The organism is Pseudomonas sp. zbq_18 (assembly GCF_043102245.1).
In the GTDB taxonomy this organism is placed as follows: domain Bacteria; phylum Pseudomonadota; class Gammaproteobacteria; order Pseudomonadales; family Pseudomonadaceae; genus Aquipseudomonas.
In genome coordinates this window covers 181,401-205,389 of the sequence record NZ_JBICIT010000009.1, presented here as the reverse complement: position 1 = coordinate 205,389, position 23,989 = coordinate 181,401, and the positions used below count along the sequence as shown (strand labels likewise).

Here is a 23,989-nt window from a genome sequence, read left to right as displayed (position 1 = left end):
GGGGCGGCAGGGCAAGGGAGATGGGTATAATTCTGCCAGACCTCGCCCAGAAGCGCCGAAAATGCCTGCCGATGACACTCTTCTTCCTCTTCCTTTTTACAGCGCCGCTCAGGTGCGTGAGCTGGATGCGCGGCTGATCGCCGCCGGCACGCCGGGCTTCGAGCTGATGCAGCGCGCCGCCCATGCCACTTGGCGTGCCTTGCGCCGGCGCTGGCCGCAGGCGGGCGAGATTACCGTGCTGGCCGGTTCCGGCAATAACGCCGGCGACGGCTATCTGGTGGCCGAGCTGGCGCGCAAGGCCGGGTGGGCCGTCAGCGTGCTGGCGCTGGGCGCGCCGGATCAGCTGCGGGGGGATGCGGCTACTGCTTGTGCTGCGGCGTTGGCTGCGGGCGTGAGGATTGAGGTCTGGCATGACGGCGCCGAGTTGCGTGGCGTGCTGGTCGATGCCCTGCTGGGCACGGGCTTTCAGGGCGAACTGCGCCCGGCCTATGCGGCTGCCGTTGAGGCGATCAATGCCTCCGGGTTGCCGGTGCTGGCTGTGGATATCCCTTCCGGGCTCTGTGCCAATACCGGTCATGTGGCTGATTTGGCGGTGCGCGCCGATCTCACCGTCAGTTTCATCGGTCTGAAGATTGGTCTGTTCACCGGCGCTGCTGCGGACTGGGTCGGCGAGCTGGTGTTCGATGATTTGCAGGCCGACCCGACCATCGTCGCGCAGCAGGCGTTCAGCGCCCTGCGCCTTGCGGATTCGGCCTTGCCGCGTCTGGCGCCGCGAGCGCGCAGCGCACACAAGGGCAGCTTTGGTCATGTGCTGGTGATCGGCGGCGACCGTGGCTTCGGTGGCGCTGCGCTGCTGGCGGCTGAAAGCGCGTTGCGCGCAGGGGCTGGGCTGGTTTCGCTGGCTACCCGCCCGGAGCATGTGGCCGCCAGCTTGGCGCGCCTGCCGGAAGTAATGTGCGTGGCCAGCGAGTCCACCTATCAGTTGCCGACGCTGTGCCAGCGCGCCGATGTGCTGGTGGTCGGTCCTGGCCTGGGGCTGCAGCCCTGGGGGCTCAGTTTGCTCAGTGTGGCGGCAGCCTGCGCCTGTGCGCAGGTCTGGGATGCCGATGCCCTCAATTTGCTGGCTGCGGGCCAGATCGAGCTGCCTGCGGATTGCGTGCTGACTCCGCACCCGGGCGAAGCCGCGCGCCTGCTCGGCCGCAGTACAGCAGAGGTACAGGCCGATCGCCCTGCCGCGGCCCTGGCGCTGGCGCAAAAGTACCAGGCTTCGGTGGTGCTCAAGGGCGCCGGCAGCCTGGTCGCTTCGGCCGATGGGCGTTTGCGCCTGTGCGATAAAGGACATCCGGCCATGGCTACAGCCGGCCTGGGAGACGTGCTGGCCGGTTTGATCGGTGCGCTGCGTGGTCAGGGGCTGGAGGCTTTCGAAGCTGCTTGCCTGGGCGTCTGGCTGCACGCCAGTGCCGGGCAGCAGCTCGGCGAGCTGGGCCGTGGGCTGGCGGCCAGCGATTTGATTCCTACCATCCGTCAGTTGTTACAGGAGCATGCCCCGTGCCTGCAGTGACTCTCTATGCCGAAGGCGAAGACGCCATGCTTGCGCTGGGCGCGCGCCTGGCTCAGGCGACCGGCGGTCGCGGCATCATCTATCTGCATGGCGACCTGGGCGCCGGCAAGACCACGCTGTCACGCGGCCTGCTGCGTGGCCTGGGCCATCAGGGCGCGGTGAAGAGCCCGACCTTTACCCTGGTTGAACCCTACGAGCTGGGCGAGTTGCGCGCCTATCACTTCGACCTGTATCGACTGGTCGACCCCGAGGAGCTGGAGTTTCTCGGTATCCGCGACTATTTCGAAGGCGATGCCCTGTGCCTGATCGAGTGGCCGCAGCGCGGCGCCGGCGTTTTGCCAAAGGCAGACATGGACATTACCATTAGCCCGCAAGGAGTCGGCCGGTCGCTGCACCTGCAGCCACACAGCGCACGGGCCGAGGCGTGGTGTACTGCCTTATAAGAGTTTGCATACAAAATGGGGAAGGCTATGCGCATGCGGGCGCTGTTTGGTGGGTTGGGGCTGGCGCTGACGGTCTTCGCGACTGATGTACTGGCCGCCTCGGATATCCGCAGTGTGCGCCTGTGGCGGGCGCCAGATAACACTCGTCTGGTCTTCGATCTTTCCGGCCCGGTGCAGCACAGTGTATTCACCCTGGCCGCTCCCAATCGCATTGTCATAGATGTCAGCGGCGCCCAGTTGGCCACCAAGCTGGATCAGCTGTCGCTGAGCAACACTCCCATCACGGGTATCCGCTCAGCCCAGCGCTCGGCCAATGAGCTGCGACTGGTGCTGGATCTGTCTGCCGAGGTCACGCCGAAAAGCTTCAGCCTGGCGCCCAATCAGCAATACGGCCATCGTTTGGTGGTTGATCTGTTTGATCGGGATACGGCGCCAAGCGTGCCGCAGGTAGCATCTACTGCACCACCTGTCAGTCGTCCGGCTCAGGTCGCCGCAGTGCCCGGTAGCACGCCGGCCAAGCTGCCCCCGGTGCCGGGCGGGCAGCGCGATATCGTGATCGCTATCGATGCCGGTCATGGCGGCGAGGATCCAGGTGCTCTTGGTCCTGGTCGCAAGCTCTATGAGAAGAACGTTACGCTGGCGATTTCCAAGGAGCTGCAGCGGCAGATCAATGCCGAGAAGGGCTTCCGTGGCGAGCTGGTGCGTACCGGCGACTACTTCATTCCGCTGCGCAAGCGTACCGAGATCGCCCGCAAAAAGGGCGCCGATCTGTTTGTCTCTATCCACGCCGATGCCGCACCGCGTGCAGCAGCCTTCGGCGCTTCCGTCTATGCCCTGTCCGAGCGTGGTGCGACCTCGGAGACCGCGCGCTGGCTGGCCGATGCCGAAAATCAGTCCGACCTGATCGGCGGGGCTGGTAACGTCAGCCTGGATGACAAGGACCGCATGCTGGCCGGTGTGCTGCTCGACCTGTCGATGACGGCTTCGCTGTCGTCCAGCCTGAATGTCGGGCAGAAAGTCCTGAGCAACATGGGCAGCATCACGCCGCTGCACAAGCGGCGGGTCGAGCAGGCTGGGTTCATGGTGCTCAAATCACCCGATATTCCCTCTATCCTGGTGGAGACCGGTTTCATCTCCAACCCCAATGAAGCCAAGAAACTTTCCACCACCAGCCATCAGCAGGCTCTGGCGCGTTCGATTACCAGCGGTGTGCGCCAGTTCTTCCAGCAGAACCCGCCGCCGGGCACCTACATCGCTGCGCTGCGCGACCAGGGCAAGCTGCCTAGCGGCCCGCGCGAGCATGTGGTCAGCTCCGGTGAGAGCCTGGCGCTGATTGCCCAGCGCTATCAGATCAGCCTGGCCTCTCTGCGCAGTGCCAATTCGCTAAAGACCGACGTGATCAAGGTCGGCCAGACCCTGCAGATTCCGGCGACGGCGCTGGCAGGCCAGCCATGAGCGAGGCGCGTCGCATCCAGCTGCTGAGTCCGCGGCTGGCGAACCAGATTGCCGCCGGTGAGGTGGTCGAACGTCCTGCTTCGGTGGCCAAGGAACTGCTGGAAAACAGCCTGGATGCCGGCGCCAAACGCATCGACGTGGAAGTCGAGCAGGGCGGCATCAAGCTGCTGCGCATCCGTGACGATGGCAGTGGTATTCCGGCCGATGACCTGCCGCTGGCTCTGGCGCGTCACGCCACCAGCAAGATTCGCGAGCTGGAGGATTTGGAGGCGGTGGCCAGCCTGGGCTTCCGTGGCGAGGCGCTGGCCTCGATCAGTTCCGTTGCGCGCCTGACCATGACCTCGCGCACCGCCGATGCCGAACAGGCCTGGCAGGTGGAGACCGAGGGGCGCGACATGGCCGCGCGAGTGCAGCCCGCCGCGCATCCGGTCGGTACTTCGGTGGAAGTGCGCGACCTGTTCTTCAATACCCCGGCGCGGCGCAAGTTCCTGCGTGCGGAGAAGACCGAATTCGATCACCTGCAGGATGTCATCAAGAAGCTCGCCCTGGCGCGCTTCGATGTGGCTTTCCACCTGCGCCACAATGGCAAAACGGTGTTCGCCCTGCATGAGGCCAATGACGACATTGGCCGCGCCCGGCGAGTAGCCAGCGTCTGTGGCTCGGCTTTTCTCGAGCAGGCGCTGCCTATCGAGGTGGAGCGAAATGGCCTGCATCTGTGGGGTTGGGTTGGCCTGCCGACGTTTTCGCGCAGCCAGGCCGACCTGCAGTATTTCTATGTGAATGGGCGCATGGTGCGCGACAAGCTGGTGGCGCACGCGGTGCGTCAGGCTTATCGCGACGTGCTGTTCAACGGTCGTCATCCGACCTTCGTGCTGTTCCTGGAAATCGACCCCGCGGTGGTGGACGTCAATGTGCACCCGACCAAGCACGAGGTGCGTTTCCGCGACAGTCGCATGGTGCACGACTTCCTCTACGGCACCCTGCATCGCGCCTTGGGTGATGTGCGCCCGGAAGATCAGTTGGCCGCGCCTGCCGCGGTGGGGCAGATCGTGCGTCCCACCGGCCTGGCTGCCGGTGAGTTCGGTCCGCAGGGTGAAATGGGGCTCTCTGCTGCCCAGGTGCTGGAGCAGCCGCAGGCTCAGCCGGGCTCCGTGTGGCGCTCTGCCGGTGCCGGTTACCAGGCGCCGCGCCCGCAAGGCGGGATGCCGCAGGCCGAGGCTCAGGGCGCGTATCGTGAGTATTTTGCGCCCCTGCCGGAGTCGGCATCGGCTGCCTTGCCGCAGAGTCAGGGTGATATCCCGCCGCTGGGCTATGCCCTGGCCCAACTCAAGGGCGTCTACATCCTCGCCGAAAATGCCCAGGGCATGGTGTTGGTGGACATGCATGCGGCGCACGAGCGTATTACCTATGAGCGCCTGAAAACTGCAATGGCCTGCGAAGGTCTGCGCGGCCAGCCCTTGCTGGTGCCCGAATCGATTGCCCTGAGTCAGCGAGAAGCCGATTGCGCCGAGGAGCATGCACAGTGGTTCCAGCGTCTGGGCTTCGAATTGCAGCGCCTGGGCGAAGAGAGCCTGGCGATCCGGCAGATTCCGGCACTGCTCAAACAGGCCGAGGCTACCCAGTTGGTGCGGGACGTACTGGCTGATCTGCTGGAGTACGGTACCAGTGACCGCATTCAGGCTCATCTGAACGAGCTGCTGGCGACCATGGCCTGTCACGGCGCCGTGCGGGCCAACCGGCGCCTGACCCTCCCCGAGATGAACGGACTGCTGCGCGATATGGAAAACACCGAGCGCAGCGGTCAGTGCAACCATGGCCGTCCGACCTGGACGCAGCTGGGCATGGATGACCTCGACAAGCTGTTCCTGCGCGGCCGCTGAGCCGGGATTTACTGCGCCTGGAGCGCTGCCTTAGATGTCCAAACACCTGCCGCCTGCAATATTCCTGATGGGGCCCACTGCCGCCGGCAAGACCGACCTGGCCCTGGCGCTGGCCGATGCGCTGCCCTGCGAGCTGATCAGCGTCGATTCGGCACTGATCTATCGGGGTATGGACATCGGTACGGCCAAGCCTGACAAGGCGACGCTGGAGCGCTACCCGCACTGTTTGGTCGATATCTGTGATCCTGCAGAAAGCTACTCGGCGGCCGAGTTCCGCACCGATGCCCTGGCCGCCATGGCCGATATCACTGCGCGAGGCCGTATTCCGCTGCTGGTTGGCGGCACCATGCTTTATTACAAAGCATTGCTGGAAGGCTTGGCTGAAATGCCCAGCGCCGACCCGGTTGTGCGCGCTGAGCTGGAGGCCTGGGCTGGGGCCGAAGGTTGGGAGGCGTTGCATCGTGAGCTGGCGCGGGTCGATCCGCAGTCGGCGGCCCGAATCCATCCGAATGACCCGCAGCGCCTGACTCGTGCCCTTGAGGTGTATAGGGTCAGTGGTCTCAGTATGACCGAGCTTCATCAGCGGCAAAATGGCGCTACGCAGGCGCCTGGTATGGCGCATTTGCCTTATACTGTGGCGCAATTCGCCATAGCTCCGATCGAGCGCACGGTGCTGCACGAGCGTATCGCGCAGCGTTTTCATCTGATGCTGGAACAGGGCTTTGTCGAAGAGGTCGAAGCGTTGCGCATGCGGGGCGACCTGCATGCTGGATTGCCTTCTATCCGCGCAGTGGGCTACCGCCAGGTATGGGATTACCTGGGGGGGCAGCTAACCCGCAAGGACATGACGGAAAGAGGCATTATTGCCACTCGTCAGCTGGCCAAACGACAGTTCACTTGGTTGCGGGGCTGGGAAAACCTGCACTGGTTGGACAGTCTGGCCAATGACAATCTGGCTCGCGCCTTGAAATACCTACATTCGGTCACCATATTGTGATGGGACCTGTTTATTCGCCGTCTATCCTTGGTTTTTGAGGCCTATACGGCATAAGCCATCTTGGCGTTACTACATTTGACCCTTTAAGGAGTGCGGCACATGTCAAAAGGGCATTCGCTACAAGACCCTTACCTGAATACCCTGCGTAAGGAACGCGTACCGGTTTCCATCTATCTGGTCAACGGCATCAAGCTGCAAGGTCAGATCGAATCCTTCGACCAGTTCGTGATTTTGCTGAAGAACACTGTCAGCCAGATGGTCTACAAGCACGCCATTTCCACTGTGGTACCGAGTCGTCCGGTGCGTCTGCCCAGCGCGGGCGAAGGCGAGCAAGTCGAGCCGGGCAACGCTTGATAGGAGCCAGCCTTGTTCTTTGAGCGCCACGGCGGCGGTGAGCGGGCCATTCTCGTTCACCTGGAAGGCAGTAACCCCGAGGCGGCTGAAGACCCGCAGGAGTTTCAGGATCTGGCGCTCTCTGCGGGGGCGGACATGGTGGCGCTGGTCACCGTGTCGCGCCACGTGCCCAGCGCCAAGTTCCTGATCGGCAGCGGTAAGGTCGAGGAGCTGCGCGACCTGGTGAAAGTCGAAGAGGCCGACCTGGTCATCTTCAATCACACCCTTACGCCCAGTCAGGAACGTAACCTCGAGCGTGTGTTTGAGTGTCGCGTGCTTGATCGGACAGGGCTGATTCTCGATATCTTCGCCCAGCGCGCACGTACCCATGAGGGCAAGCTGCAGGTCGAGCTGGCTCAGCTGGACCATATGAGTACGCGTCTGGTACGCGGCTGGACCCACCTGGAGCGGCAGAAGGGTGGTATCGGCCTGCGCGGCCCGGGTGAAACCCAGCTGGAAACCGACCGTCGCCTGCTGCGAGTGCGTATCCGCCAGATCAAGCAGAAGCTGGAGAAGGTTCGCAGCCAGCGTGAGCAGGCCCGGCGTGGGCGGCGGCGTGCCGATGTGCCGTCCGTGTCCCTGGTGGGCTACACCAACGCCGGCAAGTCGACCCTGTTCAACAGTCTGACCACGTCCGAGGTGTATGCGGCCGATCAATTGTTCGCCACGCTCGATCCGACCCTGCGCCGGCTCGAATTGGACGACCTGGGGCCGGTGGTGCTGGCCGATACCGTGGGTTTCATTCGCCATCTCCCGCACAAGCTGGTCGAAGCTTTCCGCGCCACGCTGGAAGAGTCCAGCAACTCCGACTTGCTGTTGCATGTCATTGACGCCCACGAGCCCGAGCGTGAGCAGCAGATGGAGCAGGTCATGGCGGTGCTTGGCGAAATCGGTGCCAATGAGCTGCCGATGCTTGAGGTGTACAACAAGATCGACATGCTGGAAGGCGTCGAGCCGCAGATTCAGCGCGACGGTGATGGCAAGCCCGAGCGTGTGTGGCTATCGGCGCGTGATGGCAAGGGCCTTGACCTGCTACGTCAGGCAATTGCCGAGTTGCTTGGCGAAGATCTGTTTGTCGGCACGCTGCGTTTACCGCAGCGGTTGGGTCGCCTGCGTGCGCAGTTCTTTGAGATGAATGCGGTGCAGGACGAGCAGCACAACGAAGTAGGCGATACTCTGCTGGCAATCCGCTTGCCGCGTGCAGAACTCAACAGACTGGTTAGTCGAGCAGGTTTGGTACCGCAAGAGTTTCTCGCGCAACATACTTTGCAATAAAGCCCGAGCCATCGTTTTTTGCGGCTGGTAACGGGCTTTCTGTAGCATGGGCCGGCGCGTCGTGGGCGCGTCTTTGCTTTATCAGATGGAGAGCGCTATGGCTTGGAATGAGCCGGGTGGCAACTCGAACAATCAGGATCCCTGGGGTGGCCGCAAGGGCGGTGGACGCCAGGGGCCGCCGGATCTCGACGAAGCCTTCCGCAAACTGCAGGAGAGCCTGAACGGTATCTTCGGCGGCGGCAAAAAACGTAATGACAATGGTCAGGGCGGTGGCTTCGGCTTGCTTTGGATCGGCGCTGCGCTGCTTGGCGCGGTCTGGCTGTGGAATGCCGTGTACATCGTCGATGCTCAGGAACAGGCCGTAATCCTGCGTCTTGGCAAGTATCACGACACGGTTGGTCAGGGCCTGAATATCTACTTCCCGCCGATCGACAAGAAGTTCCAGGAGAACGTCACTCGCGAGCGTTCGTTCTCCAAACAGGGGCAGATGCTCACCGAGGACGAGAATATCGTCGAAGTGCCGCTAACCGTGCAGTACAAGATCAGCAACCTGAAGGACTTCGTGCTCAACGTCGATGCGCCTGAGGTGAGTCTGCAGCACGCTACTGAGAGTGCTCTGCGCCACGTTGCCGGTTCCACCTCGATGGATGAGGTGATCACCTTGGGCCGTGAGCAGATGGGTGCCGAGGTCAGCAAGCGTCTGCAGGATTTCCTCGATGACTATGGCACGGGTATCACCATTACCCAGGTCAACATTCAGCGCGCTACGGCTCCGGCCGAAGTGAAAGACGCCTTCGACGACGTCATTCGCGCCCGCGAAGACGAGCAGCGCGAGAAGAACCTGGCCGAGACCTACGCCAATGGGGTGGTTCCCGAGGCGCGTGGTCAGGCTCAGCGCATCATCGAAGATGCCAACGGTTATCGTGACGAAGTGGTTTCACGTGCAGAGGGTGAGGCGGATCGCTTCAGCAAGCTGCTGACCGAGTACCGCAAGGCGCCTGAAGTGACCCGTCAGCGTCTGTATCTGGACACCATGCAGGAAGTTTTCGGCAACACCAGTAAGGTGCTCGTTACTAGCAAGGAAGGGCAGAACAATCTGCTCTACCTGCCGCTGGACAAGATGGTCGATTCGCGCTCTGGCGCGTCTGCCTCTGCGATTTCGAGCAATAGCGACGCCGGTTCGCGCATCACCAAGGAAATGCAGCAGCGTGACCTGCGCACGAGGGAGAGCCGCTGATGAGCAATAAATCCCTGTTTGCCTTGATTGCTGCGGTGGTCTTGGTCGTGGTTGGCTGGAACAGCCTATATATCGTCAACCAGACGGAAAAGGCGGTGCTGTTGCAGTTCGGTAAGATTGCTGAACCTGACGTGCAGCCCGGTCTGCATGTAAAAGTGCCGGTGATGAACCAGGTGCGCAAATTCGATGCGCGCCTGCTGACTCTGGAGTCGCCAATCCAACGTGTTCTGACGCTGGAGAAGAAGGCGGTGATGGTCGATGCTTACGCCAAATGGCGAGTGGCAGATGCCCAGCGCTATTACACGGCGACGTCCGGCATTCGCCAGATTGCCGATGACCGCCTGTCCCAGCGTTTGATCACGGCACTGGCCAACCAGTTCGGTACCCGCACTCTGCATGAAGTGGTTTCCGGTGAGCGTGACGCGTTGATGGCTGCTATCACCAAGTCGCTGAACGGCATGGCACAGAAGGAGTTGGGCATCGAGGTGGTGGACGTTCGCGTCAAGGCCATTGATTTGCCCAAAGAGGTCTATCGCAGCGTCTTCGATCGTATGAGCTCGGAGCGTGAGCGCGAGGCCCGCGAGCACCGCGCCAAGGGTCGCGAGCTGGCCGAGGGTATTCGTGCCGATGCTGACCGGCAGAAGCGTGTGATCATCGCTGAGGCCTATCGCGAATCCGAGGAAATCCGCGGTGATGGTGATGCCAAGGCCGCAGCCATCTATGCCAAGGCCTATGGGCAGGACCCAGAGTTCTACGCCTTCTACCGTAGCCTGGGCGCCTACCGCGATAGCTTCGCCAGCAAGAGCGATGTGCTGGTGCTGGACCCCGATAGCGAGTTTTTCCGCTATCTGCAGCAGTCCAAGCCCTGATACTGTCATCCCGGCGCGGCCGTTCGGTCGCGTCGGGGTGATCTTCGGGGAAAACGTGTTATCATGAGTCAGCCGGGAAAAAGCCCGGCTTTTTTGCGTCTGCGGGAATCATGTGGCAGGAACTGGGCATCGCGATTTGTCTGATGTTGGTGCTGGAAGGCATCCTGCCCTTCCTCTATCCGCGACGTTGGCGTGGGGCTATCACGCAACTGGCTCAGCTGTCCGATCGTCAGCTGCGCCTCATGGGGCTGGCCAGCATGCTGCTGGGAACTGCCCTCCTTTATTTGCTTCACTGAAGGCTGCCGCCCGTACCGAGAGGGGAATGGCGAAATGGCAACGGTAGACCGCTGGCTGCTGCCAGATGGCATCGAAGAAGTACTGCCGCCGGAAGCGGCACTGATCGAAACGGCGCGCCGCCAGGTACTGGATCTGTTCCAGCGCTGGGGCTACGAGTTCGTCGTTACTCCGCACATCGAATATCTTGAGTCCCTTTTGACGGGTGCTGGTCAGGATCTGGATCTGCGTACCTTCAAGGTGACTGATCCGCTGTCCGGCCGGCAGATGGGCTTTCGCGCCGACATCACCCCGCAGGTGGCGCGGATGGATGCTCACAGTCTGCGCCGCGAAGGCCCCAGCCGCCTGTGTTATGCCGGTAGCGTGCTGCATGCCAAGCCACGCGCCCTGGCCACCTCGCGCAGCCCGATCCAACTGGGTGCCGAGTTGTATGGCGACGCCAGCCCGGCCAGCGACGTGGAGGTCATCAGTCTGATGCTCGACACCCTGGCGCTGGCCCGCGTGCCGGATGTGCACATGGACCTGGGGCATGTCGGCATCTACCGCGGCTTGGCTCGTGCGGCAGGCTTGTCCGGCGAGGCCGAGCAGCAGCTGTTTGATGCCCTGCAACGCAAGGCCGTCGATGAGGTTGATGCGCTGACCGAGTCGCTGCAGCCGCACCTGGCCAGTATGCTGCGCGCCTTGGTCGAGCTGTGCGGCGGTCGCGAGGTGCTGGATCTGGCCCAGGCTGTCCTGGTCGAGGCGCCAGCCGAAGTGCACGCAGCACTGGATCAGCTCGTCGCCATCGCCGATCAGCTGGAGCTGCGCTACCCCGAGCTGCCGCTGTATTTTGACCTCGGCGAGCTGCGCGGCTACCACTACCACACAGGCGTGGTGTTCGCCGCTTTTGTGCCGGGTGTCGGTCAGTCCATTGCCCAGGGTGGCCGCTACGATGATGTCGGCGGCAACTTCGGTCGTGCGCGCCCCGCCACGGGCTTCTCCACCGACCTCAAGACGCTGGTGACGTTGGGTGACATGCAGGCCGAGGCTCCAGTCGGCGGCGTCTGGGCGCCTGACCACCATGATCTGTATTTGTGGCAGGCCGTGCAGCGACTGCGCAGCGAAGGTGTTCGCGTGGTTCAGGCCCTGCCTGAGCAGGATGTGAGCGCAGCGAGCGAGGCGGGCTGTGATCGCCAGCTGCAGCTGCGCGATGGCCGTTGGCAAGTGGCGCCGCTGGCGTCCTGACGAGTTTTCCGCCGGCTGCGGCCGGCATCGAGCTTTCCGAATAGAGGACAAGTGTTATGGGTAAGAATGTCGTCGTCCTGGGCACCCAGTGGGGTGATGAGGGCAAGGGCAAGATCGTCGACCTGCTGACCGAGCAGGCCGCCGCGGTAGTGCGCTATCAGGGTGGTCACAATGCCGGCCACACCCTGGTCATCGACGGTGAGAAGACCGTATTGCACCTGATCCCTTCCGGCATCCTGCGTGAAGGTGTGCGTTGCCTGATCGGCAACGGTGTGGTGGTCGCCCCCGACGCCCTGATGCGCGAGATCACCAAGCTGGAAGAAAAGGGCGTACCGGTGCGTGAGCGCCTGCGCATCAGTCCGTCCTGCCCGCTGATCCTGTCCTACCACGTGGCCCTCGACCAGGCCCGTGAGAAGGCCCGTGGCGACGCCAAGATCGGCACCACCGGCCGCGGCATCGGTCCGGCCTACGAAGACAAGGTGGCCCGTCGCGGCTTGCGCATCGGTGACCTGTTCCACCGTGAGCGCTTTGCTTCCAAGCTCGGCGAGCTGCTGGACTACCACAACTTCGTGCTGGTCAATTACTACAAGGAACCGGCCATCGACTTTCAGAAGACGCTGGACGAGTGCATGGCCTACGCCGAGCAGCTGCGCCCGATGATGACTGACGTCACGTCCGAGCTGCACGAGCTGCGTCGCGCCGACAAGGACATCATGTTCGAAGGCGCTCAGGGCTCGCTGCTGGACATCGACCACGGTACCTACCCCTACGTCACCAGCTCCAACACCACCGCTGGCGGCACCGCCACCGGTTCCGGTTTTGGCCCGCTGTACCTGGACTACATCCTCGGTATCACCAAGGCCTACACCACCCGTGTCGGCTCCGGCCCGTTCCCCACCGAGCTGTTCGACGAGACCGGCGCCTACCTGGCCAAGAAGGGCCACGAGTTCGGCTCCACCACCGGTCGCGCCCGTCGCTGTGGTTGGTTCGACGCGGTAATCCTGCGCCGCGCCATCGAGATCAACAGCATCTCGGGCCTGTGCCTGACCAAGCTGGACGTGCTTGACGGCCTGGAAACCATCCGTATCTGCACCGGTTACCAGGATGCTGCCGGCAACCTGCTGACTGACGCGCCGACCGACGCCGACAGCTACATCGGCCTGCAGCCGGTGTACGAAGAGATGCCGGGCTGGACGGACTCCACCGTCGGTGCCAAGAGCCTGGAAGAGCTGCCGGCGGCCGCCCGTGCCTACATCAAGCGCGTGGAAGAGCTGGTCGGCGCGCCGATCGACATCATCTCCACCGGCCCGGACCGCAACGAGACCATCGTTTTGCGTCACCCGTTCGCCTGATGGCGCCGTGATGAAAAAAGGCCGCTGATGCGGCCTTTTTTGTGGGCGTTTGCTTGTTTAGAAACGCCAGGTAGCGCCGCCGCCAATGACATGCAGGGCACTGTTGTCATAGCTGCCGGACAGGCTATCTCCGGATCTGCTCTTGGTCTGGCTGATGTCCATGTCGCCCAGCCATACCAGGGTGTAGGCCATATGCAGGTCGAGTCCCTCGTCCACCGCATAGTTGATGCCTGTGGCCAGGCGCCAGCTCTCGTTCATGGGGTTGTCGGCCGTGCGATCTTCGTCGTCGACCGCCGAACTGTCGTACCCCACCCCCATGCTCCAGCGCAATTGGCGAGTGGCCTGGTACTGTGCGCCGAGGGAGGCATGCCAGGTGTCCTTGTACTGGCGATCGACGCTGGTGCTGGTGCCCGCGAGATCCGTGTCCACTTCGACGCCGATCTTGCCGAACTCGCTCCAGTCCTGCCAACCCAGGCTGCCGAGCAGTTTCCATTGTGAGTCCAGGTCATAGGCCAGGCTGAGCACAGCGGTTTGTGGCACCTCCATGTCAATCTCCAGGCCATCGGGGTTCACTCGACGTAGTGCCAGGTTCAGCAGTGGGTTGCTGATGTCGTCGAGGCTGGCCTTGTCTTCGAACTCCAGGTCGACCTTGCTGGTGTAGGCAAGACCAAGCCTGGTGCGTTCATTGAGGCGGTAGAGCGCGCCGATATTGAAGCCAAGGCCGACATCGGTGTCCTTGTATTCCAGCTGGCCATCTTCACGGTCAACCAGGCCCAGCACATTGTTATTGACCGCTACTTCGGTGCGGAAATAGCCATACATCAGGCGGGGGCCGAAACCGATGGAGAGGTCATCGTTGACCTTGTAGGCGTAGGTGGGTTGTAGCGATAACCCCAGAATGGCCGACTCCTGGGTGAAATAGCGCCCGGCCCAGTCATCGTCGTAGTCAACGGCAAGGCCGAAGTTGCCATACATACCGAAACCGATGCTGGCCCGTTCGTTGATCTGATGGCTGACGAAGAAGCTGCTGCCGGGTAGGTATTTGAGGATGTTGCCGCCTTCGTTGCCGGAAAAATTGTTATTGCCGTCGCGGGAGAAGGTCAGGTCGCCCAGGATCAACTGGCCATTGGCGGATATCTGCGTGCCGGCCAGTTCAGTCAGGCCGGCGGGGTTGTTCATCAATACGCTGGGGTCGCTGGCAAGCGCCGCCGCTCCGGCGTTGGCCAGGCCACTGCCTTCGTTACCGGCCTCGTAAATCATGATGCCGCCCGCCCAGCTCGGGCTCACGGCCAATAGCAGCGGTGCGACGCAGAACAGGCGTCGGCGTGAGCGAAAAAGTCCCGGCATATTGAGCACTCCTGTGGTCATGCGCTGAATGCAGCTTGGATGATGGATATCGGTTGCAATGTGGCCCCTCAAGAAAAGTAGCAGGCTCCGACGCTAAGTTTGAATGATTCGGCTCGGCCATCGCTGTGCTGCGGCCATGCGTGTCTACGGAGCTGCGCTACGCTTGCTTGTCAGCGGTGCAATGGAATGTTGCAGGGGCACAGACCCCATGCGTTGAGGCTGTCTAATCATTGGGGTGAGTGTCATGGGGCGTCGGATGTTTGCATGGGGAGCGCTGCTTGCTGCGCTCTTCTGGTCGGCTGTCGGTGTGGCTGCAGAGGCAGTGGAAACGGCAGAGCAAAAGGCGGCTGCGGCACCTGCAGCAGAGGCTGTAGAACTCAAGCTGGCCAATCGCAGTGTGATGGTGTTTCGCGCGACCTTGCTGGGAGAAACGCCTGCGCTCAGGGTGCAGCGCGCGCGCGCGGTCATCAGCGAAGCACTGGCTGGAGATGATGAGCTGAAGGTCAGCATCGACCCGATCCAGCAGAGTTACATGGTATTGCTGGGCTACAGCCGGGCCTTCATCGTGACGCCTCAGGATCTGGACGTAGGTCAGACTTCGGTGCGTGAAGCGGCTCAGGTGGCGGCAGACAATCTGCGCCTGGTGGTGGAGGAGAGTGGCGAGGCACGCAATGTGCGTTTCCTGCTCAAGGCGGCCGGTTTCTCGGCGATCGCGACCTTGCTCTTTATCGCGCTGTTGCGTGGCGCGAGCTTTGTGCGCAGCAAGTTGCTCAATCTGATTCCCCAAGTCATGCAGCGCCACACCCGCATGCTCAAGGTCGGGCACACCCCAATCATTGACATGCAGAACCTGTATTACCTGGTCAATCGTCTGTTGTGGCTGATCTATTGGCTGCTGGTGCTGTTGTTCAGCTACCAATGGCTGAGCTTCGTCCTATCGCAGTTTCCCTATACCCGGCCTTGGGGCGAGAGCCTCAACATCTATCTGCTGCACATGGCGCGCTATCTGCTCGATGGCATCGTGGGTGCATTGCCGGGTCTGGCCATCGCCGTGATGATCTTCCTGATTGCCCGTGGCATCAGCGGCTTCATGCGCAGTCTGCTCAAGCGCATGGCGCGTCCTGGCACCATCAGCTGGCTGAGTCACGAGACGCTGCAACCGACGACTCGACTGACGTCGTTGGCCATCTGGCTGTTTGCCCTGGCCATGGCCTATCCCTACTTGCCGGGGGCCGGTACCGAAGCGTTCAAGGGGCTATCGGTATTGATCGGTCTGATGATTTCTCTGGGCGCCTCCAGTGTGGTCGGCCAGGCGGCGGCGGGTCTGATCCTTACCTATTCACGCACCCTGCGTCCCGGCGAGTTTGTCCAGGTGGGCGGGCACGAGGGGACGGTGACCGAGATGGGCATGTTTACCACCACCATCCGCACCGGTCTGGGTGAGGTGCTGACCATTCCCAATTCGATGATCACTGGCGCGGTGACCAAGAATTACTCGCGAGCCGTGCAGGGCGAGGGCTACATCGTCGATACGGTGGTCACCATCGGATACGACACGCCCTGGCGCCAGGTCGAGGCCATGTTGCTGGAGGCTGCCCGGCGTACCGACGGCATACTGCAGAAGCCGGAGCCCATCGTGTTTCAGACGGCCTTGTCGGACTTCTACCCGGAGTACCGTCTGGTGGCTCAGGCCGTACCCAGCCAGCCGCTGCCCCGTGCCCTGCTGCTGAGCATGTTGCACGCCCATATTCAGGATGTGTTCAACGAGTACGGCGTACAGATCATGTCGCCGCACTATTTGGGCGACCCGCAGAGCGACAAGCTGGTGCCACGCGAGCATTGGTTCAAGGCGCCCGCCCGGGAGCCTGCGCAAGAGTGACCATGCAGCGGCCTGCCGGTGGCAGCCTTGTCCAGTAACAGGGAGTAGCACATGCTCGACTTCATTCTCGATGCACTGCGGGCCACACCCGAGATAGCCGTCTTCCTGGCTATCTCGCTGGGTGTGTTGATTGGACGTCTACGGCTGGGCAGCTTCCACCTGGGCTCGGTGGCGGGGGCGCTGTTGATGGGCCTGCTGATCGGGCAGATCGGCTTGGAGGTACCGAGCGTACTCAAGTCAGTGTTCTTCGTGCTGTTCATCTATGCCATCGGTTTCAAGAGTGGGCCGGAGTTTTTCGGCAGTCTCAACCGCGGCACGCTCAAACTGGTGGTGCTGTCCGTGGTGCTCTGTGGCGTGGCGTTGGCCAGCATCATGCTGATGTTCAGCATCTACAAGTTCGACGCCGGCTTCACGGCCGGGCTGGGCGCCGGTGCACTGACCGATACGGCGATCATGGGGACCGCCAGCAGCGCCATTAGCCACCTGGACCTGAGTGCCGCGGAGAAGGCTCAGCTCAACAGCCACATGGCCATCGCCTATGCCATCACCTACCTGTTCGGCACGGTCGGGCTGATTGTTTTCGTCGGTAGCGTGGCGCCGCGCCTGTTGGGTATTGATCTGGTCAGCTCGGCCCGCGAGCTGGAACTGGAACTGGGGATCGCCAAGAACGAAGACGCCATCACCGTGCCATACACGCGCATCGTGGTTCGTGCTCATCGGGTGATGAGTGGTGGCTCCGCGCTTGGGCAGACCATTGCTGAGGTGGAGGCCAGGCATCCGTCTTTCAGCGTCGAACGGGTGGTTAGAGGCGGGCAGGTAATCGAGCGTGATCCGTCGCTGATCCTGGCCGAGGGCGACATCGTGGGGGTATATGCCCTGCGTGAGGCGGTTGGTGAGCTGGCCGGCTGGATTGGTGAGGAGGTCGACCATCCAGAGTCGATGTCCTTCCCCACCCGGAAAGTCGATATCGTGCTGACCAGCAAGGAGTTTGCCGGCCACACCATTCACCAGATCAAGTCCCAGCTGGTGGGTGTCGAGCGCATGGGCTGCTTTCTGCGCAGCATCACCCGTCAAGGGCTGGAGCTGCCTCTACTGCCGGATACCGTGCTGCGCCGTGGTGATGTCATCGCGTTGGCTGGACGTACTGCCAGCGTCGAGTCGCTGGCCGCGCGGCTGGGGCGCATCCGCAAGGAAAACTACCGAACCGATATCGCGGTGCATGCACTGGGCATGGCGCTGGGCTCTCTGCTGGGTTTGCTATCGACCCATATCGGCATGATTCCGGTGGAGCTTGGTGTGGGCGGCGGCGTGCTGGTGGTTGCGCTGGTGATCGGCTGGATCAACTCGCGACATCCAGAGCTGGGGGCCATGCCGCCGGCGGCACAGTGGGCCTTCTCCGAGTTCGGTCTGACCGCCTTTGGGGCGGTGGTCGGTCTGCTGGCTGGCCCGGCGGCAATTGCGGCGATGGAAGAACACGGAGTGGCGATCCTGATTTCGGGCGTGGTGGTGACGCTGTTGCCGCCCCTTGTGGCGCTGTATTTCGGCCGCTATGTCCTGCGCCTGCACCCGATGATTTTGTTGGGCGCCCTGGCGGGGGCACAGACCGAAGCGGCGTCGATGAACAAGATTATCGAGCAGTCCGGCAGCAATACCCCGGTGGTCGGCTTTACCGTGTGCTATGCCATCTCCAACGTCCTGTTGGCGGTGTGCGGGCCGGTGATCATCGCGCTGACGGCGGCCGGTTGATCAGGCCTGCAACTGGCGCGCCGCTCGCGTGCAAACTGCATCGATATAGTTTGGATCAGCGTAGATGCGCGCCAGCAGGATAGCGCCCTCGAAGTCGGCAACCAGCTGACGGGCCAGTTGCAGGGCCTGCTCGGCGCCATGCTGCGCCTCGAACAGGCAGGCGAAGGCCCTGGCCCAGTCATCCATGAAATCACGGATTGGTGTCATCAACGTCTCATTGCCATAGGCCGCGTCCACTGCCACTACCCCCATCAGGCAGCCGATTGAGTCGTCCTGAAACAGGCGCTTGGCTCTTTCCCCCATCACGGTGAGCCGCTCGGCAGCGGGTAGTGACTCGTCGTAGGCCAGGGCAAACAGAGCATGCTTCAGGCGCTCGTGAGACCAGCCCAGCACATCACGCAGCAGTGAATCCTTGTTGGGGTAGTGATGGTAGAAAGAGGCCTTGGTCAGCCCGCAGGCCTGGGCCAGCATGTCCATGGTCGTGCCATGGTAGCCGTGGCGCTTGAAGGTTCTGGCGCAGTGCTGCAGCAGTTCGTCGCGGGAAATCTTCGGTGGGCGCACGCGGGCATCCTGGTGTTCATAAGTGCGGTTGATTCTATGTCATATGCCGTATCGTCTCAATTTGACGGTTACCGAACGTTTGTTTAGTTTTGCTGGGCGGCGCATTGCGCCACCACCGCAACGAGACAGGAAGACAGCGATGACGGCCAGCACTTCTCCGGAACAGTTCACCCTGCAGGCGGACGATGGTTACCCCCTGGCCGCGATCCGCTATCCGGCGCAGGGCAAGGCCAGGGGCGACCTGTTGATGGCGTCTGCCACGGGAGTGCCACAGCGCTTCTACCGGCGCTTTGCCGAGCACGCCAGTCAGCGCGGTTTCACCGTGCTGACCCTCGACTACCGAGGCGTTGGCGATTCCAAGCCCGACTCCCTCAAAGGCTTCGACATGGCCTATCTGGACTGGGCGTTGCTTGATCTCAAGGCCGCCGTCGATTACCTGGGCAAAGACGATCAACCTCTGTACTGGATGGGGCACTCCTTCGGCGGGCACGCGCTGGGGCTGCTACCCAATCAGGCACGTATTGCGGCAGCCTACTGCTTTGGTACGGGCGCCGGCTGGGCTGGCTGGATGCCTGGTCTGGAGGCGCTCAAGGTGCGCTTGATGTGGGGTGGTGTGCTGCCGCTGATCGTCCGGGCCAAGGGCTATCTGGCCTGGAGCCTGCTCGGTATGGGTGAGGACTTGCCGCGTGGGGTTTATCGGGACTGGCGGCATTGGTGCAGCTTCCCCCGCTATTTCTTTGATGACCCGCAGATGGCGGACACCGTACGCCGCTTCGCGGACGTGCGCATGCCCTGCCTGTTCGCCAATGCCGAAGATGATCTCTGGGCCCTGCCTCGCTCGCGTGATGCATTTATCGCCGGCTATCGCAACGCAGCACTGGAACGCCGTGACTTGCCTGTTTCGCGCACTCAGCCAATCGGCCACATGGGCTACTTCCGCCCCACGATGGCACACCTCTGGGACGATGCGCTCGACTGGCTGCTCGCTCAGGGGGCAACTGGCGAGGCAACACTGCGCTCGGGTACGGGAGGCTGATAAATATCGCAGGCAATAAAAAGGCCGGCTTGTGGCCGGCCTTCAGTGGGAGGTATTGGCTTATTTTTGGTAAGCCGCAACCGCCTTCAAAATTGCTGCGCGGGCTTCGTCGGCGTTGCCCCAGCCCTCGACCTTGACCCACTTGCCCTTCTCCAGATCCTTGTAGTTCTCGAAGAAGTGCTTGATCTGCTCCAGCAGCAGGGCCGGCAGGTCGGTGTATTCCTTAACGTCCACGTACAGCTGGGTCAGCTTGTCGTGCGGGACGGCGATCAGCTTGGCGTCACCGCCGGCCTCGTCGGTCATGTTCAGCACGCCGACCGGGCGGCAGCGAATGACCGAGCCCGGAGCGACCGGGTACGGGGTCACGACCAGCACGTCGAGGGGGTCACCGTCGTCGGCCAGGGTGTGCGGGATGAAACCGTAGTTGGCCGGGTAGAACATCGGGGTGGCCATGAAGCGATCGACGAACAGGCAGTCGGTGTCGTGATCGATCTCGTATTTGATCGGCGCGTGGTTGGCCGGGATCTCGATGGCGACGTAGATGTCGTTCGGCACGTCTTTGCCGGCCGGAACTTTGCTGTAGCTCATGGGCGACTCCCTAGGGTGGGCCTAAAAAAGTGCGCGGATTATAGGCACATTCCCGTGGCGATACCACGGGCGCATGCTTATCCGTTGGTCGTGTCGCGGTAGTCCGGATGATCCTGTTGCAGTCGCTGCAGGCGCGCGAGCGGATCCTGGCGGTAGAACAGGCCGAGCTGTCGGTAGACCTCGGGCATAGCCTTGGCGAGCAGGTCGGGGGCGCTGAAGAAGTATTCGCTGGTCACGGCGAAGAACTCCGCCGGATTTTCCGCCGCGTAGGGGTCGATCTCGGTGTGAGCTTCAGGATTGGCTTCCAGCACGGCGTTGAGCTGGTCGTAGGCGCTCTGCATGGCATGGGCCCAGGCTTCGATATGCATGTCGCGGTGCAGCGGCGGCAGGCCGTTGGCGTCGCCATTGAGCATGTCCAGCTTGTGCGCCAGTTCGTGGATCACCAGGTTGTAGGCGTCCCAGCCGCCGCTGCTCTGCACGCCGGGCCAGGCGAGGATCACCGGGCCCTGCAGCCAGGCTTCGCCGCTGTGCTCGGCGTCCCATTCGTGCTCGATGCCGGCGGCGTCACGGTGGCGTTGCGGACTGACGAAGTCGTCTGGGTACAGCACGATCTCGTGGAAGCCCTGGTACCAATCGAGGTCCGTCAGGTGCAGCAGCGGCAGTTCGGCCATGGCGGCCAGGGTCAGGCGATCCAGCTCATCCAGCTCGACGCCGGGCAGGGCGGTCAGGCGCTTGTGATGGAGGAACAGGATGGCGCGCTGGAACAGGCGCTGTTCCTCGGCTTCGCTCAGGCCGTCGAGGATGGGCAGGCGCCCGCGCACCTCATGCCAGTGGCGGGTGGTGTAGGGCGAGCGGGAGACAATGCGCCGGCGGCGCCAGGCGCGGAATGACCACATGGGGCGGTTCTCGGCGGGGAGTCTTGCCCCTTGATGGTGCGGCGACGGTCAGTCGCCGAGTTCCAGGGTGTAGTTCTTGAACTTCTCGTCGACGCGGAAACCGATGGACTCGTAGGTCTTCTGCGCGACTTCGTTGTCCACACTGGTGGCCACGCGCATGCGCACGGCGTTGGTTTCCTTGGCCATCTGCTTGGCGGTCTGCAGCAGGCGGTCAGCGACCAGCATGCGGCGGGCGTCTTCGGCCACGTAGATGTCGTTGAGAATCCACACGCGCTTGAGCGACAGGGAGGAGTAGCTGGGATACAGCTGGCAGTAGCCGAGCAGCTTGTCTTCGTCGTCGGCCAGGGCCAGGTAGATGATCGATTCCTTGCGCTTGAGACGGGTCTCGAGGAACTTGCGCGACGAGTCCGGGAACGGCAGTTCGCCGTAGAACTCGCGGTACTTGATGAACAGCGGGGTCAGCAGGTCCAGATGCTCGAGCGTGGCTTGGATAATGCGCATGGCAGGCCTCGGGGACGGTGGACTTGAGTAGCGGGCAATGCAGGTGCTGTGCCAGCGGTCAGGCCCGATGCTGCCCAAAGACGCTGGAAAGCGCAATCCAAGCGAGCGTTTGATCTGCGCTTCAGTCGAGCAGGAAGTTGCGTGGCCCCTCCAGGCCCGGGGCCAGGCTGGGCACCTGGGCCTCGTCCTTGAGGTTGACCCCTGATAGCTGGCGGCGGCAGGCCTCGCGCATCAGGTACAGCAGCTTGTGGGCGGCCACGCCGTAGCTCAGGCCTTCCAGGCGGATATTGGAGATGCAGTTGCGGTAGGCGTCGGTCAGCCCGACCCGGGGCGCCCAGGTGAAGTACAGGCCGAGGCTGTCCGGGGAACTCAGGCCGGGGCGCTCGCCGATCAGGATCACCACCATGCGTGCGCCGAGCAGCTCGCCGATCTCGTCGGCCACCGCGACGCGGCCCTGCTCGACCAGGGCGATCGGCGCCAGGCTCCAGCCTTCGACTGCTGTCAGCTCTTCCAGGCGCTGCAGAAAGGGCAGGGCGTGGCGCTGGACGGCCAGGGCCGAGAGACCGTCGGCAACCACGATGGCCAGGTCATGGCCCTGCGGCTGTTGGCGCAGCAGGGCGGCGGAGTCCGGGTGCAGGCGGCGGCCCAGGTCCGGGCGCTGCAGGTAGATGTGGCGGTCGCCGGCGGCGCTGCGCAGGTGCAGGCAGCTGTGGCCGTGCTCGGCCAGGCCCGCGGCCAGGCTGGCATGGTCCAGGGCCAGGTGCACGGCATCACGGGCCTGGGCATGGGCGTGCTGGAAATCCAGTTGTGCGGCGGTCGGCAGGCTGGTACCGGCGCGGCCCAGGGCGATGCGCGCGGGGGTCAGGCGGCGCAGGGCCTGCCAGGGGTTGGTGATCACCGTTTCTTCAGTTTCCAGGCTGACGACGCTGGCGTCCTGCAGCTCGCCCTGGCTGTCGACGAAGGCACTCATGCCAGTTGCTCCAGGGCTTTGCGGAAGGGCGCGGGCAGCTGTCGGCCCAGCTCCAGGCGGCCGTCGTGCTGGCGCAGGATGTCCATGCGCTGTAGCCAGGCCTCGAATTCCGGCGCCGGTTTCAGGCCCATGGTCTGGCGCGCATAGAGCGCGTCGTGGAACGAGGTGGTCTGGTAGTTGAGCATCACGTCGTCGGAGCCGGGGATGCCCATGATGAAGTTGATGCCGGCCACGCCGAACAGGGTCAGCAGGGTGTCCATGTCGTCCTGGTCGGCCTCGGCGTGGTTGGTGTAGCAGATGTCGCAGCCCATCGGCAGCCCCAGCAGCTTGCCGCAGAAGTGGTCTTCCAGGCCGGCGCGGATGATCTGCTTGCCGTTGTACAGGTACTCCGGGCCGATGAAGCCGACCACGGTATTGACCAGGAACGGCTTGAAGTGGCGGGCCACCGCATAGGCACGGGCTTCGCAGGTCTGCTGATCGACGCCATGGTGGGCGCCGGCCGACAGCGCGCTGCCCTGGCCGGTCTCGAAGTACATCAGGTTGTTGCCCAGGCTGCCGCGCCCCAGCGACAACCCGGCCTCGTAGCCTTCCTGAAGGATGCTCAGGTTGATGCCGAAGCTGGCATTGGCCGCCTCGGTGCCGGCGATGGACTGGAACACCAGATCCAGCGGAGCGCCGCGGTTGATCGCCTCGATCGAGGTGGTGACGTGGGTCAGCACGCAGGCCTGGGTAGGAATCTCGTAGCGCTGGATGATGCCGTCGAGCATGCGCAGCATCTCGCCGATGGCACTGAGGCTGTCGCTGGCCGGGTTGACGCCGAGCATGGCGTCGCCGTTGCCGTAGAGCAGGCCGTCGAGAATGCTGGCGGCGATGCCGGCCGGCTCGTCGGTGGGGTGATTCGGCTGCAGGCGGGTGGACATGCGCCCGCGCAGGCCCTGTGTGTTGCGAAAGCGGGTGATCACGCGGATCTTCTGCGCCACCAGCACCAGATCCTGCACGCGCATGATCTTCGACACGGCGGCGGCCATCTCCGGCGTCAGCCCAGGGGCTAGCGCACGCAGGCTGGCTTCGGTGGCGGCAGCGCCGAGCAGCCAGTCGCGGAAGCCGCCGACCGTGAGGTGGCTGACCGGCGCGAAGGCGGCGCGGTCGTGGCCATCGATGATCAGGCGGGTGACCTCGTCGTCTTCATAGGGGATCAGTGCCTCGTCGAGAAAGCGCGTCAGCGGAATCTCGGCCAGGCACATCTGCGCGGCGACCCGCTCGACATCGCTGCCTGCGGCGATGCCGGCGAGGTAGTCGCCGGAGCGCGCCGGGCTGGCCTTGGCCATGACCTCACGCAGGCTGTCAAAGCGCCAGGTGTGACCGCCGACGGTATGGGAGTAGTTGCTCATGCCCAGCGATTTGCAATCTCTGTGCCTTGGCTTGCCAGTCTGGATTCGCGGGCTTTGCCCTGATTGAAGGTGGTTTTGGCGCCGATTGGGGGCG

At 63.1% G+C, this 23,989-nt stretch carries 22 protein-coding genes; 15 read left to right on the top strand and 7 right to left on the bottom strand.

Annotated features, from left to right (window positions below; genetic code table 11):
- The first annotated feature begins 61 nt into the window (after window positions 1–61).
- From ACF8C6_RS08395 to ACF8C6_RS08340, 12 genes are all read left to right on the top strand, one after another.
- Entirely contained in the window at window positions 62–1,561 is a 1,500-nt protein-coding gene (locus ACF8C6_RS08395) for an NAD(P)H-hydrate dehydratase (RefSeq protein ID WP_392498852.1), read from the top strand.
- A gap of 26 nt (window positions 1,562–1,587) precedes the next feature.
- Window positions 1,588–2,004, top strand: a complete 417-nt coding sequence (tsaE, locus tag ACF8C6_RS08390; protein ID WP_392498909.1) for a tRNA (adenosine(37)-N6)-threonylcarbamoyltransferase complex ATPase subunit type 1 TsaE — start codon at window positions 1,588–1,590, stop codon at window positions 2,002–2,004.
- A gap of 15 nt (window positions 2,005–2,019) precedes the next feature.
- Window positions 2,020–3,459: an N-acetylmuramoyl-L-alanine amidase gene (locus tag ACF8C6_RS08385; RefSeq protein ID WP_392498851.1), complete on the top strand. Its 1,440-nt coding sequence runs from the start codon at window positions 2,020–2,022 to the stop codon at window positions 3,457–3,459.
- Window positions 3,456–5,339: a DNA mismatch repair endonuclease MutL gene (mutL, locus tag ACF8C6_RS08380; protein WP_392498850.1), complete on the top strand. Its 1,884-nt coding sequence runs from the start codon at window positions 3,456–3,458 to the stop codon at window positions 5,337–5,339. Before ACF8C6_RS08385 ends, mutL begins: the two co-directional genes overlap by 4 nt.
- Window positions 5,340–5,373: 34 nt before the next feature.
- Entirely contained in the window at window positions 5,374–6,336 is a 963-nt protein-coding gene (gene miaA, locus ACF8C6_RS08375) for a tRNA (adenosine(37)-N6)-dimethylallyltransferase MiaA (RefSeq protein WP_392498849.1), read from the top strand.
- Between the two features lie 99 nt (window positions 6,337–6,435).
- Window positions 6,436–6,690, top strand: a complete 255-nt coding sequence (gene hfq / locus ACF8C6_RS08370; protein ID WP_277691040.1) for an RNA chaperone Hfq — start codon at window positions 6,436–6,438, stop codon at window positions 6,688–6,690.
- 12 nt (window positions 6,691–6,702) lie between these two features.
- Entirely contained in the window at window positions 6,703–8,004 is a 1,302-nt protein-coding gene (gene hflX, locus ACF8C6_RS08365) for a ribosome rescue GTPase HflX (RefSeq protein WP_392498848.1), read from the top strand.
- A gap of 97 nt (window positions 8,005–8,101) precedes the next feature.
- Window positions 8,102–9,241, top strand: a complete 1,140-nt coding sequence (hflK, locus tag ACF8C6_RS08360; protein ID WP_392498847.1) for an FtsH protease activity modulator HflK — start codon at window positions 8,102–8,104, stop codon at window positions 9,239–9,241.
- Complete coding sequence (hflC, locus tag ACF8C6_RS08355; protein ID WP_392498846.1) at window positions 9,241–10,110, top strand: protease modulator HflC; 870 nt, start codon at window positions 9,241–9,243, stop codon at window positions 10,108–10,110. Before hflK ends, hflC begins: the two co-directional genes overlap by 1 nt.
- 110 nt (window positions 10,111–10,220) lie before the next feature.
- The gene (locus tag ACF8C6_RS08350) at window positions 10,221–10,406 is read left to right on the top strand and encodes a DUF2065 family protein (protein WP_277691036.1); all 186 of its coding nucleotides are present in this window, start codon (window positions 10,221–10,223) and stop codon (window positions 10,404–10,406) included.
- A 34-nt stretch (window positions 10,407–10,440) separates the two neighbouring features.
- A complete protein-coding gene (locus ACF8C6_RS08345; protein WP_392498845.1) occupies window positions 10,441–11,628 on the top strand; it encodes an ATP phosphoribosyltransferase regulatory subunit in 1,188 nt (395 codons plus the stop codon).
- A gap of 56 nt (window positions 11,629–11,684) precedes the next feature.
- Window positions 11,685–12,980, top strand: coding sequence for an adenylosuccinate synthase (locus ACF8C6_RS08340; protein WP_392498844.1), 1,296 nt, complete (start codon window positions 11,685–11,687; stop codon window positions 12,978–12,980).
- A gap of 57 nt (window positions 12,981–13,037) precedes the next feature.
- Here ACF8C6_RS08340 and ACF8C6_RS08335 read toward each other — a convergent pair whose 3' ends face one another.
- Window positions 13,038–14,327, bottom strand: coding sequence for an OmpP1/FadL family transporter (locus ACF8C6_RS08335; protein WP_392498843.1), 1,290 nt, complete (start codon window positions 14,325–14,327; stop codon window positions 13,038–13,040).
- Window positions 14,328–14,571: 244 nt separating this feature from the next.
- Here ACF8C6_RS08335 and ACF8C6_RS08330 point away from each other — a divergent pair, with 244 nt between their 5' ends.
- Window positions 14,572–16,206, top strand: a complete 1,635-nt coding sequence (locus ACF8C6_RS08330; protein ID WP_392498842.1) for a mechanosensitive ion channel family protein — start codon at window positions 14,572–14,574, stop codon at window positions 16,204–16,206.
- A gap of 51 nt (window positions 16,207–16,257) precedes the next feature.
- Window positions 16,258–17,952, top strand: a complete 1,695-nt coding sequence (aspT, locus tag ACF8C6_RS08325) for an aspartate-alanine antiporter (protein WP_392498841.1) — start codon at window positions 16,258–16,260, stop codon at window positions 17,950–17,952.
- On the opposite strand, the gene ACF8C6_RS08320 is transcribed toward aspT, so the two are convergent.
- Complete coding sequence (locus tag ACF8C6_RS08320) at window positions 17,953–18,513, bottom strand: TetR/AcrR family transcriptional regulator (protein ID WP_392498840.1); 561 nt, start codon at window positions 18,511–18,513, stop codon at window positions 17,953–17,955. It abuts the gene before it with no gap.
- A 139-nt stretch (window positions 18,514–18,652) separates the two neighbouring features.
- On the opposite strand from ACF8C6_RS08320, the gene ACF8C6_RS08315 reads away from it, so the two are divergent.
- Window positions 18,653–19,549 carry an alpha/beta fold hydrolase gene (locus ACF8C6_RS08315; RefSeq protein ID WP_392498839.1) on the top strand — a complete coding sequence of 299 codons (897 nt, stop codon included), beginning with the start codon at window positions 18,653–18,655 and terminating at the stop codon, window positions 19,547–19,549.
- Window positions 19,550–19,609: 60 nt separating this feature from the next.
- On the opposite strand, the gene ppa is transcribed toward ACF8C6_RS08315, so the two are convergent.
- From ppa to ACF8C6_RS08290, 5 genes are all read right to left on the bottom strand, one after another.
- Window positions 19,610–20,137, bottom strand: a complete 528-nt coding sequence (gene ppa / locus ACF8C6_RS08310; RefSeq protein WP_068830309.1) for an inorganic diphosphatase — start codon at window positions 20,135–20,137, stop codon at window positions 19,610–19,612.
- A 77-nt stretch (window positions 20,138–20,214) separates the two neighbouring features.
- Entirely contained in the window at window positions 20,215–21,033 is an 819-nt protein-coding gene (locus tag ACF8C6_RS08305; protein WP_392498836.1) for a zinc-dependent peptidase, read from the bottom strand.
- A 48-nt stretch (window positions 21,034–21,081) separates the two neighbouring features.
- The gene (locus tag ACF8C6_RS08300; RefSeq protein ID WP_392498835.1) at window positions 21,082–21,534 is read right to left on the bottom strand and encodes a GNAT family N-acetyltransferase; all 453 of its coding nucleotides are present in this window, start codon (window positions 21,532–21,534) and stop codon (window positions 21,082–21,084) included.
- A gap of 121 nt (window positions 21,535–21,655) precedes the next feature.
- On the bottom strand, window positions 21,656–22,504 hold the full coding sequence (eutC, locus tag ACF8C6_RS08295; protein ID WP_392498834.1) for an ethanolamine ammonia-lyase subunit EutC: 849 nt from the start codon (window positions 22,502–22,504) through the stop codon (window positions 21,656–21,658).
- Window positions 22,501–23,895 carry an ethanolamine ammonia-lyase subunit EutB gene (locus tag ACF8C6_RS08290; RefSeq protein WP_392498833.1) on the bottom strand — a complete coding sequence of 465 codons (1,395 nt, stop codon included), beginning with the start codon at window positions 23,893–23,895 and terminating at the stop codon, window positions 22,501–22,503. Before ACF8C6_RS08290 ends, eutC begins: the two co-directional genes overlap by 4 nt.
- Between the last annotated feature and the right edge of the window lie 94 nt (window positions 23,896–23,989).

Excerpts from the sequence above, each read along its gene's own strand:
- ACF8C6_RS08345 (WP_392498845.1), top strand. The coding sequence starts at position 10,441 with ATGGCAACGGTAGACCGCTGGCTGCTGCCAGATGGCATCGAAGAAGTA.
- ACF8C6_RS08330 (WP_392498842.1), top strand. The coding sequence starts at position 14,572 with ATGGGGCGTCGGATGTTTGCATGGGGAGCGCTGCTTGCTGCGCTCTTC.
- mutL (WP_392498850.1), top strand. The coding sequence starts at position 3,456 with ATGAGCGAGGCGCGTCGCATCCAGCTGCTGAGTCCGCGGCTGGCGAAC.
- ppa (WP_068830309.1), bottom strand. The coding sequence starts at position 20,137 with ATGAGCTACAGCAAAGTTCCGGCCGGCAAAGACGTGCCGAACGACATC.
- hflC (WP_392498846.1), top strand. The coding sequence starts at position 9,241 with ATGAGCAATAAATCCCTGTTTGCCTTGATTGCTGCGGTGGTCTTGGTC.
- ACF8C6_RS08335 (WP_392498843.1), bottom strand. The coding sequence starts at position 14,327 with ATGCCGGGACTTTTTCGCTCACGCCGACGCCTGTTCTGCGTCGCACCG.
- ACF8C6_RS08290 (WP_392498833.1), bottom strand. The coding sequence starts at position 23,895 with ATGAGCAACTACTCCCATACCGTCGGCGGTCACACCTGGCGCTTTGAC.
- ACF8C6_RS08350 (WP_277691036.1), top strand. The coding sequence starts at position 10,221 with ATGTGGCAGGAACTGGGCATCGCGATTTGTCTGATGTTGGTGCTGGAA.
- hfq (WP_277691040.1), top strand. The coding sequence starts at position 6,436 with ATGTCAAAAGGGCATTCGCTACAAGACCCTTACCTGAATACCCTGCGT.
- miaA (WP_392498849.1), top strand. The coding sequence starts at position 5,374 with ATGTCCAAACACCTGCCGCCTGCAATATTCCTGATGGGGCCCACTGCC.
- aspT (WP_392498841.1), top strand. The coding sequence starts at position 16,258 with ATGCTCGACTTCATTCTCGATGCACTGCGGGCCACACCCGAGATAGCC.
- eutC (WP_392498834.1), bottom strand. The coding sequence starts at position 22,504 with ATGAGTGCCTTCGTCGACAGCCAGGGCGAGCTGCAGGACGCCAGCGTC.
- ACF8C6_RS08315 (WP_392498839.1), top strand. The coding sequence starts at position 18,653 with ATGACGGCCAGCACTTCTCCGGAACAGTTCACCCTGCAGGCGGACGAT.
- ACF8C6_RS08340 (WP_392498844.1), top strand. The coding sequence starts at position 11,685 with ATGGGTAAGAATGTCGTCGTCCTGGGCACCCAGTGGGGTGATGAGGGC.
- hflK (WP_392498847.1), top strand. The coding sequence starts at position 8,102 with ATGGCTTGGAATGAGCCGGGTGGCAACTCGAACAATCAGGATCCCTGG.
- ACF8C6_RS08385 (WP_392498851.1), top strand. The coding sequence starts at position 2,020 with ATGGGGAAGGCTATGCGCATGCGGGCGCTGTTTGGTGGGTTGGGGCTG.
- ACF8C6_RS08300 (WP_392498835.1), bottom strand. The coding sequence starts at position 21,534 with ATGCGCATTATCCAAGCCACGCTCGAGCATCTGGACCTGCTGACCCCG.
- ACF8C6_RS08395 (WP_392498852.1), top strand. The coding sequence starts at position 62 with ATGCCTGCCGATGACACTCTTCTTCCTCTTCCTTTTTACAGCGCCGCT.
- ACF8C6_RS08305 (WP_392498836.1), bottom strand. The coding sequence starts at position 21,033 with ATGTGGTCATTCCGCGCCTGGCGCCGCCGGCGCATTGTCTCCCGCTCG.
- tsaE (WP_392498909.1), top strand. The coding sequence starts at position 1,588 with ATGCTTGCGCTGGGCGCGCGCCTGGCTCAGGCGACCGGCGGTCGCGGC.